Source organism: Gordonia sp. (in: high G+C Gram-positive bacteria) (genome assembly GCF_047606305.1).
Lineage (GTDB): Bacteria > Actinomycetota > Actinomycetes > Mycobacteriales > Mycobacteriaceae > Gordonia.
In genome coordinates this window covers 1-15,054 of record NZ_JASGER010000073.1, presented here as the reverse complement: position 1 = coordinate 15,054, position 15,054 = coordinate 1, and the positions used below count along the sequence as shown (strand labels likewise).

Below are 15,054 nucleotides of genomic sequence, written 5' to 3'. Positions count from 1 at the left end.
CGCTGTCGCCGGCGCGTCGGGCGCCGCGGTCGACGGTGCGGCGCGCGCGATCATCGACGAGGCCGGGTACGGCGACCGCTTCGTGCACGGCCTCGGTCATGGGGTCGGGCTGCAGATCCACGAAGCCCCGTCGGTGGGCGCGACGGCGACGGGTACACTGCCTAGCGGCGCAGTGGTGACGGTGGAACCAGGGGTCTACCTGCCCGGACGCGGCGGAGTCCGCATCGAGGACACGGTTGTCGTGTCGGACGGGCCGTGCCGGATACTCACTGCAACAGACCGGACTTTCACCGTCCTGGACTGACCGAGGCGGCTCACGGGCCGGTCGCGGCCGGTCGTGGGGCGGTGCACGCTGCTAACGCACTACAGAAAGGCACGCCCATGGCGACGACTGCTGATTTCAAGAACGGCCTCGTGCTGAAGATCGACAACCAGCTCTGGCAGATCATGGAGTTCCAGCACGTCAAGCCGGGCAAGGGGCCGGCCTTCGTGCGCACCAAGATCAAGAACGTCATGTCCGGCAAGATCGTCGACAAGACCTTCAACGCGGGCGTGAAGGTCGAGACCGCGACCGTCGACCGTCGGGACATGACCTTCCTCTACAACGACGGCACCGATTACGTCTTCATGGACACCAGCGACTACGAGCAGTTCGCGATCCCGCCGGCCACCGTCGGCGACGGCGCCCGCTTCCTGCTGGAGAACATGACCGTGCAGGTCTCGCTCAACGAGGGTGTGCCGCTGTTCATCGAGCTGCCGGTAACCGTTGAGATGGAAGTCACCCACACCGATCCGGGCGTCCAGGGCGACCGTTCGACCGGCGGCACCAAGCCCGCCACCATGGAGAGCGGCGCCGAGATCCAGGTGCCGCTGTTCATCAACACCGGCGACAAGCTGAAGGTCGACTCGCGCGACGGCAGCTACCTCGGTCGCGTCAACTCCTGACGCCCAGCGCTGTGAAACACTCCGGCACCCGCCACAAGGCCCGCAACCGCGCGGTGGACCTGCTGTTCGAGGCCGAGGCCAAAGGCGTGTCGCCGATGGACCTGATCGACCAGCGGCGCGAGATCTACACCGTCGACGACAGTGTCGGCACCATCCACGACTACACGGCCACGAGCGTGGCCGGGGTCGCCGCGGACGGGGCGCAGATCGACGCCGTGATCGCCTCACACCTGGACAAGTGGCAACTCGACCGGCTCCCGGCCGTCGACCGGGCGATCCTGCGTCTGGCGACGTGGGAACTGTTCAACGCCGACGACGTGGACCCCGCGGTCATCGTCGACGAGGCGGTGCAGCTGGCCAAGGAGCTCTCCACCGACAACTCGCCGGCCTTCGTCAACGGTGTCCTGGCCAAGATCGCCGAGCTCGCGCCGCAGGTCCGGGCCGCGGCCGGCGCCCAACCGTCGGAGAACGACGACCGGGACTAGGTGCCCGCGCGGCCACCGTGTAGCCTCGAGGTCGACAGACATCCTTTAACGATCCGTCCCGTGAGGCGGAGAAGGAGGTCGGCTTTGACCAGCGCTGCCCGCAGGGTCTTGCTCGACGGTGCCGATGTATCGCGCACGATTGCCCGTATCGCGCACCAGATCATCGAGAAGACCGCCCTCGGCGACGGCGACGACAAGCGCCTCGTCCTGCTGGGCATCCCGAGTCGGGGACCGGTTCTCGCCCAGCGCTTCGCCGAGAAGATCGCCGAATTCTCCGGTGTCGAGGTTCCCACCGGCTTCCTGGACATCACCCTCTACCGCGACGATCTGCGGGCTCAACCGCATCGGCCACTGGAGCGGACCGCCGTTCCCGCAGGCGGTATCGACAACGTGCACGTCATCCTCGTCGATGACGTGCTTTTTTCTGGCCGCACCGTGCGCGCGGCACTCGACGCGCTGCGCGATCTGGGGCGTCCGGCCACCGTCCAGCTCGCGGTCCTCGTCGACCGCGGCCACCGTGAGCTGCCGATCCGCGCCGACTACGTCGGCAAGAACCTGCCGACCGCGCGGGACGAGGACGTCCAGGTGCACTTCACCGAGACCGACGGCGCCGACGAGGTCATCCTCGGACCGCGGCACGGGGGGACCGACTGATGCGACACCTGCTGTCCACCGCCGACCTGAGCCGGGACGACGCCGAGGGCATCCTCGACGACGCCGACGGCTTCGCCCAGGCCCTCCTCGGCCGCGAGATCCGCAAGCTGCCGACGCTGCGCGGCCGCACGGTGATGACCGTCTTCTACGAGAACTCGACACGGACCCGCGTGTCCTTCGAGGTCGCCGGCAAGTGGATGAGCGCGGACGTCATCAACGTCAGCGCCTCCGGATCGTCGGCGGGCAAGGGGGAGTCGCTGCGCGACACCGCCAAGACGCTGCGCGCCGCCGGCGCCGACGCGCTGATCGTGCGCCACCCGAGCTCCGGTGCCGCCCACCAGATCGCCGAGTGGACGGCCGACGTCGACGCCTCCGGTGCGCCGACGGGCCCCGCGGTGATCAACGCCGGCGACGGTACCCACGAGCACCCGACGCAGGCACTCCTGGACGCGCTGACCCTGCGTCAGCGCCTCGGGGGGATCGAGGGCCGCCGAGTCGTCATCGTGGGGGACATCGTGCACTCCCGGGTGGCTCGCTCCAACGCGCACCTGCTGTCGACCCTCGGCGCCGAGGTCGTGCTGGTCGCCCCGCCGACCCTGCTGCCGGTCGGCGTCGACACCTGGCCGGTGACCGTTTCCCACGACCTCGACTCGCAGCTGCCCGCCGCCGACGCGGTCATGATGCTCCGGGTCCAGGCCGAGCGCATGAACGGCGGTTTCTTCCCGAGCCCGCGCGAGTACGCGGTCCGTTACGGCCTGGGCGACGCGCGACTGGCGATGCTCGCCGACGATGCCGTCGTGCTGCACCCGGGGCCGATGCTGCGGGGCATGGAGATCGGCTACGCGGTGGCCGACGCGCCGCAGGCGACGGTGCTCGAACAGGTCCGGAACGGCGTGCACGTGCGCATGGCGGTGCTCCTGCGCCTGCTCGTCGGTACCGATTCGGCACAAGGACAAGGAGACCAGCAGGTGGAGGAGCGATGAGCGTGTTGCTGCGCGGTGTGCGCCCGTACGGGGGCGACGAGGTCGACATCGCGATCGCCGACGGTGTCATCACCGAGATCGGTGTCGGCCTCACACCGGCCAAGGGCGCCGAGGTCGTCGAGGGCGCGGGCGCCATCGCACTGCCCGGTTTCGTCGACCTGCACACCCACCTGCGCGAACCCGGCCGCGAGGATACCGAGACCGTCTCCACCGGTTCGGCCGCGGCCGCCCGCGGCGGGTACACCGCGGTGTTCGCCATGGCGAACACCGATCCGGTCGCCGACAACTCCACCATCACCGACAACGTCTACCGGGCCGGACGCGAGGTCGGGCTCGTCGACGTCCACCCGGTCGGCGCAGTCACCGTGGGGTTGGAGGGCAAGCAGCTCGCCGAGATGGGCATGATGGCCGCCGGCGTCGCCAAGGTGAAGATGTTCAGCGACGACGGCAAGTGCGTCGACGACCCGCTCGTCATGCGGCGCGCCCTCGAATATGCGACCGGGCTCGGCGTGCTGATCGCCCAGCACGCCGAGGAGCCGCGCCTGACCGTGGGCGCGGTCGCCCACGAGGGGCCGACGGCGGCCAAGCTCGGCCTGGCCGGTTGGCCCCGCGCCGCCGAGGAGTCGATCGTCGCCCGTGACGCCCTTCTGGCCCGTGATGCCGGAGCGCGCATCCACGTCTGCCACGCTTCCACCGCGGGCACCGTCGAGCTGGTGAAGTGGGCACGCGGACAGGGGGTTGCCATCACCGCGGAGGTAACGCCGCAGCACCTGCTCCTCACCGACGAACGGCTGCACGGTTACGACGGCCTCAACCGGGTGAACCCGCCGTTGCGCGAGGAGAGCGACACCGTTGCGCTGCGACGAGCGATTGCCGACGGGGTGATCGACTGCATCGCCACCGATCACGCGCCGCACGCTATGCAGGACAAGTGCTGCGAGTTCGCCGCCGCCCGCCCCGGAATGCTGGGCCTGGAGACCGCGCTCCCCATCGTCGTCGACACCCTCGTCGAGCCGGGGCTGCTGGACTGGCGCGGTGTCGCCCGGGTCATGAGCGAACGGCCCGCGGCGATCGTCGGTCTGCCCGACCAGGGCCGCCTGATCGCCGTGGGCGAGCCGGCGAACCTGGCCCTCGTCGACCCGGACCGCTCGTGGGAGGTCGTGCCCGACGAGCTCGCCAGCAAGTCGCAGAACACGCCCTACGGCGGCATGACCATGCCGGCCACCATCACCGCGACACTCCTGCGGGGCCGGATCACCCAACTCGACGGCGAGGTGCGCTGGTGACGACCGGAACCATCCTGCTGAACGTGGTCTTCCTTGCCGGGGTGGCCGTGTTCCTGCTCTTCATCGGCTGGCTGTTCTGGCTGCTGTTCACCGGCCGCGGCCGCAAGGGGCGGGCCCAGCACGCGGAGTTCGGCGACCTGCCGGCCGCGCCCGACAACCCCGGCGAGGTGATCGTCGGGCCGTCCACCGGCCTCTACGTCGGGACGAGCCGCGCCGACGACTGGGTCGACCGCGTGCAGATCGACGACCTGGGCGATCGCGCCAAGGCCACCGTCACCGGGTACACCCACGGAATCGCCGTCGAGCGCCGCGCCGCGTCGACCATCTGGATTCCGGCGGAGTCCCTCACCGCGGTGCGCATCACCAACAGCGCCTCGGGCAAGGTCGTGCACGGCGGCGGCCTGCTCGCCCTCGACTGGACCCTGGCCGGCGGCACAGGGCTGACCACCGCGCTGCGCGGCGACGACAAACGCGACTACCCGCATTGGCTCGCCGCCTACCCCGGCGCTGCGACCGACCCCGAAGCCACCGACCCCGAGACAGCGGAGTGACCCCACACATGACCGACACGGCAAAACTGGTCCTGGAGAACGGCCGGGTCTTCACCGGCACGGCGTTCGGCGCCGTCGGCGAGACCCTGGGCGAAGCGGTGTTCTGCACCGCGATGACCGGCTACCAGGAGGCGCTGACCGATCCGAGTTACCACCGGCAGATCATGGTCGCCACCGCGCCGCAGATCGGCAACACGGGCTGGAACGACGAGGACGGGGAGAGCCGTCTGCACGGCGGTGACGGCCCCGACCCGGGCAAGATCTGGGTGGCCGGCTACGCGGTCCGCAACCCCACGCGCCGCGTCTCCAACTGGCGCGCCACCAGCAGTCTGGACGACCAACTGGTCGAGCAGGGCGTCGTCGGCATCGCGGGAATCGACACGCGCGCCGTCACCCGCGTGCTGCGCGACCACGGTTCGATGCGTGCCGGGATCTTCTCCGGTCCCGCGCTCGCCTCCGACGACGAACTGCTGGCCCGCGTCGCCGCCCAGCCCTCGATGGCCGGCGCGAACCTGTCCGCGGAGGTCAGCACCCCCGCGCCGTACGTCGTCACACCTGACGGCCCGACCCGCTTCCGCGTCGCCGCACTCGATCTGGGCATCAAGGCCAACACCCCGCGCATGTTCGCCGAGCGGGGGATCCAGGTCCATGTCCTGCCGGTGTCGAGCGGGCTCGACGCCATCGCCGACCTCAAGCCCGACGGGGTCTTCCTGTCCAACGGGCCCGGCGACCCGGCGACGGCCGACGCGGCGGTCGCCCTCACCCGGTCGGTGATCGAGGCCGGGTACCCGCTGTTCGGCATCTGCTTCGGCAACCAGATCCTCGGGCGCGCTCTGGGCCGCAGCACCTACAAGATGCGCTTCGGCCACCGCGGCATCAACATCCCGGTGCTCGACGTGGTCACCGGCCGCGCGTCCATCACCTCGCAGAACCACGGCTTCGCGCTCGAGGGCGAGGCGGGCGAGGAGTTCGACACGGACTTCGGCCGGGCGCGGGTGAGCCACGTGTGCGCCAACGACGGCACCGTCGAGGGCGTCGAGCTGCTCGACGGTCGGGCCTTCTCCGTCCAGTACCACCCCGAGGCGGCGGCCGGCCCGCACGACGCCGCCTACCTGTTCGACAAGTTCGCGACCGCGATGACCGACGCGGCGACGGAAGGGAAGCGCTCCTAATGCCACGCCGCAAAGACCTCAACCACGTCCTGGTCATCGGGTCGGGCCCGATCGTCATCGGCCAGGCGTGTGAATTCGACTATTCGGGTACCCAGGCCTGCCGCGTGCTCAAGGCCGAGGGCCTGCGCGTGTCGCTGGTCAACTCCAACCCGGCGACGATCATGACCGACCCCGAGTTCGCCGACGCGACCTACGTCGAACCGATCACCCCCGAGTTCGTCGAGAAGGTGATCGAGGCCGAGCGCGACGCCGGCCACCCGATCGACGCCGTGCTCGCGACCCTCGGCGGTCAGACCGCACTCAACACTGCGGTCGCGCTCCACGACCGGGGCTCGCTGGAGAAGTACGACATCGAACTGATCGGCGCCGACTTCGACGCAATCCAGCGCGGCGAGGACCGGCAGATGTTCAAGGACATCGTCGCCTCCGTCGGCGGCGAGAGCGCCCGCTCGCGGGTGTGCCACACCATGGACGAGGTGCGCGACACCGTCGAGGAACTCGGTTATCCGGTGGTGGTGCGCCCGTCGTTCACGATGGGCGGGCTCGGCTCGGGCATGGCCTACGACGAGGAGGACCTCAACCGGATCGCCGGCGGGGGGCTGGCGGCCTCGCCGACGGCCAACGTACTCATCGAGGAGTCGATCCTCGGGTGGAAGGAGTACGAGCTCGAGCTGATGCGCGATCACCGTGACAACGTCGTGGTGATCTGTTCCATCGAGAACGTCGACCCGGTCGGTGTGCACACCGGCGACTCGGTCACCGTCGCCCCGGCGATGACGCTGACCGACCGCGAGTACCAGAAGATGCGCGACCTCTCGATCGCCATCCTGCGCGAGGTCGGCGTCGACACCGGCGGCTGCAACATCCAGTTCGCCCAGGACCCGCGCGACGGCCGTCTGGTGGTCATCGAGATGAACCCGCGCGTCTCCCGGTCGTCGGCACTCGCGTCGAAGGCGACCGGCTTCCCGATCGCCAAGATCGCCGCCAAGCTCGCCATCGGCTACAGCCTGGACGAGATCGTCAACGACATCACCAAGGAGACGCCGGCGTGTTTCGAGCCCACGCTCGACTACGTCGTCGTCAAGGCGCCGCGGTTCGCCTTCGAGAAGTTCCCGGGAGCCGACGACACGCTCACCACGACGATGAAGTCGGTGGGCGAGGCGATGAGCCTGGGCCGCAGCTTCGCCGAGGCCTTCGGCAAGGTGCTCCGCTCGTTGGAGACCAAGGCCGCCGGGTTCTGGACCGAGCCGGACCGCCCCGATCCGGCCGACGTCGATCTTCCCGCCCTGCTGGAGAAGGTGCGCACCCCCAAGGACGGGCGCTTCTACGACGTCATGCTGGCCCTGGAGGCCGGTGCGACCATCGAGCAGCTCTACGAGGCCACGGCGATCGACCCCTGGTTCTTGGCGGAGTTCGCCTGGATCGGCGAGGTCGGGGCGACGGTGCGCGACGCCGACAAGCTCGACGAGCCGCTGCTGCGCGAGGCGAAGTCCACGGGTCTGTCCGATCGACAGATCGCCGTGCTGCGCGCGGCCGGTGGCGACCGCGAGCTCGACACCGAGGAGAAGGTCGCGGCGCTGCGCGACAAGCTGGCGGTGCACCCGGTCTACAAGACCGTCGACACCTGCGCGGCCGAGTTCGAGGCGAAGACCCCGTATCACTACTCGACCTACGAGCTGGACCCCGCCGCGACGAGCGAGGTCGCCCCGCAGACCGAGCGCCGGAAGGTGTTGATCCTCGGCTCCGGGCCGAACCGCATCGGCCAGGGCATCGAGTTCGACTACTCGTGCGTGCACGCGGCCATGACGCTGTCGCAGGCCGGATACGAGACGGTCATGGTCAACTGCAACCCGGAGACGGTGTCGACCGACTACGACACCGCCGACCGCCTGTACTTCGAGCCGCTGACCTTCGAGGACGTCCTGGAGGTTTACCGCGCCGAGTCCGAATCGGGCACCGTGGCCGGTGTCATCGTGCAGCTCGGCGGCCAGACGCCGCTGGGGCTGGCCCACCGCCTGGCCGCCGCCGGGGTACCGATCGTCGGCACCGGGCCCGAGGCCATCGACCTGGCCGAGGACCGCGGCGAGTTCGGCAAGGTGCTGACGAAGGCGGGGTTGCCCGCCCCGGCCTTCGGCACGGCCACCAGCGTCGAGGAGGCCATCGAGGTCGCCGACCGCATCGGCTACCCGGTGCTGGTCCGACCGTCGTATGTCCTGGGCGGGCGCGGCATGGAGATCGTGTACGACGAGGACTCGCTGCGCGACTACATCGCCCGGGCCACCGAGCTGACCGCCGACCACCCGGTCCTGGTCGACCGCTTCCTCGAGGATGCGGTGGAGATCGACGTCGACGCCCTGTGCGACGGCACCGAGGTGTACCTGGGCGGCATCATGGAGCACATCGAGGAGGCCGGCATCCACTCCGGCGACTCGGCGTGCGCGTTGCCGCCGGTCACCCTGGGCCGCGCCGACCTCGACGCGGTGCGCAAGGCCACCGAGGCGCTCGCGCACGGGATCGGGGTGCGCGGGCTGATCAACGTCCAGTACGCGCTCAAGGACGACATCCTCTACGTCCTGGAGGCCAACCCGCGGGCGAGTCGTACCGTGCCGTTCGTCTCCAAGGCGACTGCGGTGCCGCTGGCCAAGGCGTGTGCGCGCGTGATGATGGGGGAGTCGATCGCCGAGCTGCGCAGCGCCCAACTGCTCCCGGCGACCGGCGACGGCGGCAACACCCCGGTGTCCGCGCCCATCGCAGTCAAGGAGGCGGTGCTGCCGTTCCATCGGTTCCGCCGAGCCGACGGCACGGGCGTCGATTCGCTGCTGAGCCCGGAGATGAAGTCCACCGGCGAGGTGATGGGCATCGACGCCGACTTCGGCCGCGCCTTCGCCAAATCGCAGACCGCGGCCTACGGCTCGCTGCCGCAGGACGGCGCGGTGTTCGTGTCCGTCGCGAACAAGGACAAGCGCGCACTACTGTTCCCGGTCAAGCGGTTGGCCGACCTCGGCTTCGAGATCCTCGCGACCGAGGGCACCGCGGACATGCTGCGCCGCAACGGGATCACGTGCACCCGGGTCCGCAAACACTCCGATCCGGAGGTCGCCGAGGGTGAGCGCTCGATCGTCGACCAGATCCGGGACGGAGAGGTCGCGATGGTCATCAACACGCCGTTCGGCAACTCCGGGCCCCGCGTCGACGGCTACGAGATCCGAACCGCGGCGGTGAGCGCGACCATCCCGTGCATCACCACCGTGCAGGGCGCCAGTGCGGCGGTGCAGGGGATCGAGGCGCTGCTCACCGGCGACCTCGGGGTGAACTCCCTGCAGAACCTGCACGCCGCCCTCGTCAACAGCGCCGAGGCCGGGCAGCAGTGAGCGCCATCGGCTCCGACGGCTTTGCGGCGCGGTATCGGGCCGCGGTCGCCCAGCGGGGGCGGCTGTGCGCCGGCGTCGATCCGCACCCGGAGCTGCTCGAGCGGTGGGGGCTGCCGGTCAGTGCCGACGGTGTCGCGCGATTCGGGGACCTGTGCGTCGAGGGCCTCGGACCGGTCGCCGCGGTCATCAAGCCGCAGGTCGCCTTCTTCGAGCCCTTCGGGGCCGCCGGGTTCGCGGCCCTGGAACGGGTCATCACCGGGTGCCGCGAGGCGGGGGCGCTCGTCCTCGCCGACGCCAAGCGAGGCGACATCGGCTCCACCATGGCGGCGTACGCGCGCGCCTGGCTGACCGATGACTCGCCCCTGGGCTCCGACGCGGTGACGGCGTCGCCCTTTCTCGGCTTCGGCTCGCTCACACCTGCCGTGACGGCCGCCCGCGAATCGTCGCGCGCGGTGATCGTGCTCGCGCGCACGTCCAACCCCGAGGGCGGGACCGTCCAGCTCGCCGTCGGCGATCGCGGTTCGGTGGGGCAGTCGATCGTCGACGAGGCCGCCGCGGTCAACGCCGACGGTCGCGGCACGGTCGGCGTCGTCGTCGGTGCCACCCGCGCGCACGGGCTGGACCTGCGCGGCCTGGGTGGAGTCGTGTTGGCACCCGGCATGGGCGCCCAGGGCGCCACAGCCGCCGATCTGGCGGAGGTGTTCGCCGAGGCCGACCAGGACTGGTTGCTGCCGGCCAGTTCACGCGACATTCTCGGCGCCGGTCCCGACCCGGCGGCATTGGCCACCGCCTGTGGCCGGACGCGCGATGACGTCGAATCGGCCCTCGCACCCCTCTGACCTGGGCGCGACACGCTCGAAACGGAAGATTCACGATAGGGCACTTCTGCCCTGATCAGCGGTTATCCACCGCGCCGCGCCAACCGGGCGGCGGACCCGCCCACAAGGGGTGTCGGCACCGCCCTCGCAGGGCTGTCACCAGCGCAAATGCGGCGGGTCGCAGCGGCTGACAGCACGGCCGCGGCAGCAGCGGAGCGGGTACGCTACAGGACCGCTGTCCTGGGCTTTTCACGGGGTGCCCCTGTAGTTCGCCGGTCCGGGTTCGGTAGCGTCTATGCAGTGCCGCGACCCGGTGTAGGGTCGCAGCCGAACGAGTCGAGAGACTCGGACAGACCTGATCAAGCACTATTTACGGAGGATCACGTGGCCCTTCCCCAGTTGACCGATGAGCAGCGCGCCGCAGCGCTGGAAAAGGCTGCGGCCGCCCGCCGGGCGCGCGCCGAGCTGAAGGAGCGCCTCAAGCGGGGCGGCACCGACCTGAAGCAGGTCCTCAAGGATGCCGAGAGCGACGAGATCCTCGGCAAGATGAAGGTTTCGGCGTTGCTCGAGGCTCTGCCGAAGGTCGGCAAGGTCAAGGCCGCCGAGATCATGGAGGAGCTGGAGATCGCTCCGACCCGCCGCGTCCGCGGCCTGGGCGACCGTCAGCGCAAGGCACTGTTGGAGAAGTTTGACCTTGCCTGATCGCTCATCCGAGCTTTCCACGCCGAGGGGCCGACTGGTTGTACTGGTCGGCCCCTCGGCTGTTGGTAAGTCGACCGTCGTCAACGCCGTCCGCGCCCGCCTGCCGGAGTTGTTCTTCAGCGTCTCGGCCACCACGCGCGGACCGCGACCGGGCGAGGTCGACGGGCGGGACTACCACTTCGTCACCCCGGAACGGTTCGACGAGATGATCGCCGGCGACGAACTGCTCGAGTGGGCCGAGATCCACGGCGGCCTGCAACGCTCGGGCACCCCGGCCACCCCCGTCCTCGACGCGCTGGCCGCCGGCGTGCCGGTGTTGATCGAAGTCGACATCCAGGGCGCCGAGAATCTGGTCGCCCGGCTGCCGGAGGCGAAAACGGTCTTCCTGGCGCCACCCACGTGGGAGGACCTGGTCGCCCGGTTGACCGGTCGGGGCACCGAATCGCCGGAGGTGGTGCAGCGGCGGTTGGAGACGGCGCGGGCCGAAATGGAGCTCGCCCACACCTTCGACCACACGCTGGTGAACCACGAAGTCGACTCGGTGGCCGATCAGTTGGTATCCTTGCTGGTCGGACCCGATCGCTAGTGGTCGAGCGTCCGACGACCCAGACCACCCGGGTTGGAACCACCCGGATTCTTTCCAGCCGTTCGATGCAGGAGTTTGCGTGAGCACCCAGAACCTTGATGTCACCGAGATCGCCGATGCACCGGCGTACGACACCCCGCTGGGCATCACCAACCCGCCGATCGACGATCTGCTCGACCGCGTGTCGTCCAAGTACGCGCTGGTGATCTTCGCCGCCAAGCGGGCGCGTCAGATCAACGACTACTACAACCAGCTCGGCGACGGCATCCTCGAATTCGTCGGCCCCCTGGTCGAGCCCGGCATGCACGAGAAGCCGCTGTCGATCGCCATGCGCGAGATCCACGCCGACCTGCTCGAGCACACCGAGGGCGAATAGCCCCCAGCCATGACGTCTCCGGCGCGCAAGCGCATCATCGTCGGCGTCGGCGGCGGCATCGCCGCCTACAAGGTGTGTGCGGTCATCCGGCACTTCACCGAGGCCGGACACGACGTCCACGTCATCCCCACGGCCGCCGCCCTCAACTTCGTCGGCGCCGCCACCTTCGAGGCCCTGTCGGGTCATCCGGTGTCCACGAGCGTCTTCGACGACATCGACGAGGTGGCCCATGTGCGCCTCGGCCAGGAGGCCGATCTGGTCGTCGTGGCCCCCGCCACCGCCGATCTGTTGTCGCGGGCGGCCACGGGCCGGGCCGACGACCTGCTCACGGCGACCCTGCTGACCGCGAGGTGCCCGGTGCTGTTCGTACCGGCCATGCACACCGAGATGTGGGAGCACCCGGCGACGGTCGACAACGTCGCCACGCTGCGCCGCCACGGCGCGACCGTCATGCCGCCGGCGAGCGGCCGTCTGACCGGGCGCGATTCGGGTGCCGGACGGCTGCCCGAGCCCGGCGAGATCGCACTGCTGGGCGACCTGTTGCTCGAAGAGCCCGAATCCCTCCCGTACGACCTCGACGGCGTGCGTGTGCTGATCAGTGCCGGCGGCACGCGTGAACCGCTCGATCCGGTCCGCTATCTGGGCAACCACAGCTCGGGCAAACAGGGCTTCTCCCTGGCGCGCGCCGCCGCCGCCCGCGGCGCCGAGGTGACCCTGGTCGCCGGTTCGACGTCGGACGCGGGGGAACCGGCCGGGGTCGAGTTGATCGACATCAGCAGTGCCGTCGAGCTCTCCGACGAGATGACCAAGCGCGCCGCGGAGGCCGACGTGATCATCATGGCCGCCGCGGTCGCCGACTTCCGGCCCGTCGCGGTGGCCGACGCGAAGATCAAGAAGGGCACGGCAGGACCCGCCCCGATCGAGCTGGAGACCAATCCGGACATCCTCGCGGGGCTGGTCCAGGCGCGCGGCCGCGGGGAGATCGGCGCCGATACCGTGATCGTGGGTTTCGCCGCCGAGACCGGTGACGAGAACGGGGGAGTCCTCGAGCACGGCCGCGCCAAGTTCGCCCGCAAGGGCTGCGACCTCCTCGTCGTCAACCCGGTCGGTTCCGGCAAGGCCTTCGGCACCGCCGACAACACCGGATGGCTGCTCAGCAGCGCGGGCACGGAGACGGCGTTGCCGCTGTCGTCGAAGACGTTGCTGGCCAGCCGCATCCTCGACGCGCTCGAGCCGCTGCTCAAGCGGTCCTGACCCGCGCGGCCGAGCGTTCGGCGCGCGGCTCCCGCCCGACGACGCCGGCGTGGTCGGTGTGTAGGTTGGAAGTGATTTCGAGCCGATCGACAAGCGATCGGCGGCACCGTAGAGGCTCGAGAGGGAACCGATGACAATCTCGTCGCGACTGTTCACCAGTGAATCCGTCACCGAGGGACACCCGGACAAGATTTGTGACGCCATCAGCGACTCGATCCTCGACGCGCTGCTGTCGCAGGACCCGAACGCCAAGGTGGCCGTCGAGACGCTGGTGACCACCGGGCAGGTGCACGTCGCCGGTGAGGTCAACACCACCGCCTACGCCGATATCCCGTCGATCGTGCGCGAGCGCATCCTCGACATCGGCTACGACTCGTCGACGAAGGGCTTCGATGGCGCCTCCTGCGGTGTGAACGTCGCCATCGGCGCACAGTCCCCGGAGATCAACCAGGGCCTGACCGACTCGCACGAGACCCAGACCGGGGTCGTCGACGACGACCTCGACAAGCAGGGCGCCGGTGACCAGGGCCTCATGTTCGGGTACGCCACCAACGAGACCCCCGAATTCATGCCCGTCCCGATCGCGTTGGCCCACCGCCTCGCTCGCCGGCTGACCGAGGTCCGCAAGAGCGGCGAGTTGCCGTACCTGCGTCCGGACGGCAAGACCCAGGTCACCATCGAGTACGCGGGCGACAAGCCGGTCCGACTCGACACCGTCGTGATCTCGACCCAGCACGAGGACGGCGTCGACCGGGATGCCACGCTGGCCCCGGCACTCGCGGACAAAGTCGTCAAGGCCGTGCTCGACGACTTCCGCGTCGACGGCCTGGACACCTCCAGCCCGCGCCTGCTGGTCAACCCCACCGGCAGCTTCGTCCTCGGCGGTCCGATGGGCGACGCCGGTCTGACCGGCCGCAAGATCATCGTCGACACCTACGGCGGAATGGCGCGCCACGGCGGCGGCGCCTTCTCCGGCAAGGACCCGTCGAAGGTCGACCGCAGCGCCGCCTACGCGATGCGGTGGGTCGCCAAGAACGCCGTTGCGGCGGGTTTGGCGGACCGCATCGAGGTGCAGGTCGCCTACGCCATCGGCAAGGCGGCCCCGGTCGGGCTGTTCGTCGAGACCTTCGGTACCGAGAAGACCGACCCCGAGTTGATCCAGAAGGCCATCACCCAGGTGTTCGACCTTCGTCCGGGTGCCATCGTCCGCGACCTGGACCTGCTGAACACCACCTACGCACCCACCGCCGCGTACGGGCACTTCGGCCGCACCGACGTCGACCTGCCGTGGGAGCGCACCGACAAGGCGGCCGAGCTCAAGGCCGCCGCCGGTCTCTGACCCGGCCGCCGCACCGCAGCAGGGCCGCCTCGTGAGCACCCGCGAGCCGGCGCCCGTCGCGCCCGTGGCCCAGGTGTTGCCGATGCTCGGCCTCGCTCACCTGGACCGTCCGTTCGACTACCTCGTCGATGCGGACCAGGACGCGGACGCGGTACCCGGCGCACGACTGCGCGTCCGTTTCTCCGGTCGCCTGGTCGACGCCTTCCTGCTCAACCGGCTGGACGCGAGCGAACACGAGGGCAAGCTCGGGTGGATCGACCGCGTCGTCTCGCCCGAACCGGTGCTCACCCCCGAGGTCGCCCGGCTGAGCCGGGCCGTGGCCGACCGCTATGCCGGAACGATGTCCGACGTCCTGCGCCTCGCGGTTCCTCCCCGGCACGCGCGGACGGAGAAGGAAACGCCGCCCGCGCCACCCGCGGCCCCGTTCCTCGACACCGATCCGGACCTGCAACGGTGGACCGCCTACCGGGGCGCGTCGGCCTTCGCCGCCGCCGTGCGCGACGGCCGTGCGCCCCGCGCGGCCTGGCAGGCG

The 15,054-nt window shown here is 70.0% G+C and carries 15 protein-coding genes and 1 pseudogene; all 16 read left to right on the top strand.

The genetic code is table 11. The features are described from left to right. Window positions 1-304 (top strand): M24 family metallopeptidase (locus QM634_RS11445; protein WP_415042905.1); only part of this gene is annotated, 304 nt, incomplete at its 5' end. A 77-nt stretch (window positions 305-381) separates the two neighbouring features. Beyond that, the gene (efp, locus tag QM634_RS11440) at window positions 382-945 is read left to right on the top strand and encodes an elongation factor P (RefSeq protein WP_415042904.1); all 564 of its coding nucleotides are present in this window, start codon (window positions 382-384) and stop codon (window positions 943-945) included. A gap of 11 nt (window positions 946-956) precedes the next feature. Then, the gene (gene nusB / locus QM634_RS11435; protein ID WP_415042903.1) at window positions 957-1,430 is read left to right on the top strand and encodes a transcription antitermination factor NusB; all 474 of its coding nucleotides are present in this window, start codon (window positions 957-959) and stop codon (window positions 1,428-1,430) included. An 84-nt stretch (window positions 1,431-1,514) separates the two neighbouring features. Next, the gene (pyrR, locus tag QM634_RS11430) at window positions 1,515-2,084 is read left to right on the top strand and encodes a bifunctional pyr operon transcriptional regulator/uracil phosphoribosyltransferase PyrR (protein ID WP_415042902.1); all 570 of its coding nucleotides are present in this window, start codon (window positions 1,515-1,517) and stop codon (window positions 2,082-2,084) included. Beyond that, window positions 2,084-3,067, top strand: a complete 984-nt coding sequence (locus tag QM634_RS11425) for an aspartate carbamoyltransferase catalytic subunit (RefSeq protein ID WP_415042901.1) — start codon at window positions 2,084-2,086, stop codon at window positions 3,065-3,067. The genes pyrR and QM634_RS11425 overlap by 1 nt, the downstream gene beginning before the upstream one ends. Beyond that, window positions 3,064-4,353 (top strand): dihydroorotase, encoded by a 1,290-nt coding sequence (locus tag QM634_RS11420; protein WP_415042900.1) that lies wholly within the window; start codon window positions 3,064-3,066, stop codon window positions 4,351-4,353. The genes QM634_RS11425 and QM634_RS11420 overlap by 4 nt, the downstream gene beginning before the upstream one ends. Further along, the gene (locus tag QM634_RS11415; RefSeq protein WP_415042899.1) at window positions 4,350-4,904 is read left to right on the top strand and encodes a hypothetical protein; all 555 of its coding nucleotides are present in this window, start codon (window positions 4,350-4,352) and stop codon (window positions 4,902-4,904) included. Before QM634_RS11420 ends, QM634_RS11415 begins: the two co-directional genes overlap by 4 nt. 8 nt (window positions 4,905-4,912) lie before the next feature. Then, window positions 4,913-6,076, top strand: coding sequence for a glutamine-hydrolyzing carbamoyl-phosphate synthase small subunit (gene carA, locus QM634_RS11410; RefSeq protein WP_415042898.1), 1,164 nt, complete (start codon window positions 4,913-4,915; stop codon window positions 6,074-6,076). Then, window positions 6,076-9,447 carry a carbamoyl-phosphate synthase large subunit gene (carB, locus tag QM634_RS11405; RefSeq protein WP_415042897.1) on the top strand — a complete coding sequence of 1,124 codons (3,372 nt, stop codon included), beginning with the start codon at window positions 6,076-6,078 and terminating at the stop codon, window positions 9,445-9,447. The genes carA and carB overlap by 1 nt, the downstream gene beginning before the upstream one ends. A gap of 5 nt (window positions 9,448-9,452) precedes the next feature. Beyond that, window positions 9,453-10,286: an orotidine-5'-phosphate decarboxylase gene (gene pyrF, locus QM634_RS11400; RefSeq protein WP_415042906.1), complete on the top strand. Its 834-nt coding sequence runs from the start codon at window positions 9,453-9,455 to the stop codon at window positions 10,284-10,286. 363 nt (window positions 10,287-10,649) lie between these two features. Continuing rightward, window positions 10,650-10,967, top strand: a complete 318-nt coding sequence (gene mihF / locus QM634_RS11395; RefSeq protein WP_415042896.1) for an integration host factor, actinobacterial type — start codon at window positions 10,650-10,652, stop codon at window positions 10,965-10,967. Next, entirely contained in the window at window positions 10,960-11,553 is a 594-nt protein-coding gene (gmk, locus tag QM634_RS11390) for a guanylate kinase (protein ID WP_415042895.1), read from the top strand. The genes mihF and gmk overlap by 8 nt, the downstream gene beginning before the upstream one ends. A 79-nt stretch (window positions 11,554-11,632) precedes the next feature. Continuing rightward, window positions 11,633-11,929 carry a DNA-directed RNA polymerase subunit omega gene (gene rpoZ / locus QM634_RS11385; protein ID WP_415042894.1) on the top strand — a complete coding sequence of 99 codons (297 nt, stop codon included), beginning with the start codon at window positions 11,633-11,635 and terminating at the stop codon, window positions 11,927-11,929. A 9-nt stretch (window positions 11,930-11,938) separates the two neighbouring features. Beyond that, window positions 11,939-13,183 carry a bifunctional phosphopantothenoylcysteine decarboxylase/phosphopantothenate--cysteine ligase CoaBC gene (gene coaBC / locus QM634_RS11380; RefSeq protein ID WP_415042893.1) on the top strand — a complete coding sequence of 415 codons (1,245 nt, stop codon included), beginning with the start codon at window positions 11,939-11,941 and terminating at the stop codon, window positions 13,181-13,183. Window positions 13,184-13,313: 130 nt separating this feature from the next. Continuing rightward, window positions 13,314-14,522 (top strand): methionine adenosyltransferase, encoded by a 1,209-nt coding sequence (gene metK / locus QM634_RS11375; protein WP_415042892.1) that lies wholly within the window; start codon window positions 13,314-13,316, stop codon window positions 14,520-14,522. Window positions 14,523-14,604: 82 nt separating this feature from the next. Further along, window positions 14,605-15,054 (top strand): annotated as a pseudogene (locus QM634_RS11370) (primosome assembly protein PriA); the annotation flags it as partial.

Coding starts and splice junctions, on each gene's coding strand:
- carA (WP_415042898.1), top strand. CDS start 4,913: ATGACCGACACGGCAAAACTGGTCCTGGAGAACGGCCGGGTCTTCACC.
- QM634_RS11425 (WP_415042901.1), top strand. CDS start 2,084: ATGCGACACCTGCTGTCCACCGCCGACCTGAGCCGGGACGACGCCGAG.
- metK (WP_415042892.1), top strand. CDS start 13,314: ATGACAATCTCGTCGCGACTGTTCACCAGTGAATCCGTCACCGAGGGA.
- efp (WP_415042904.1), top strand. CDS start 382: ATGGCGACGACTGCTGATTTCAAGAACGGCCTCGTGCTGAAGATCGAC.
- coaBC (WP_415042893.1), top strand. CDS start 11,939: ATGACGTCTCCGGCGCGCAAGCGCATCATCGTCGGCGTCGGCGGCGGC.
- carB (WP_415042897.1), top strand. CDS start 6,076: ATGCCACGCCGCAAAGACCTCAACCACGTCCTGGTCATCGGGTCGGGC.
- QM634_RS11420 (WP_415042900.1), top strand. CDS start 3,064: ATGAGCGTGTTGCTGCGCGGTGTGCGCCCGTACGGGGGCGACGAGGTC.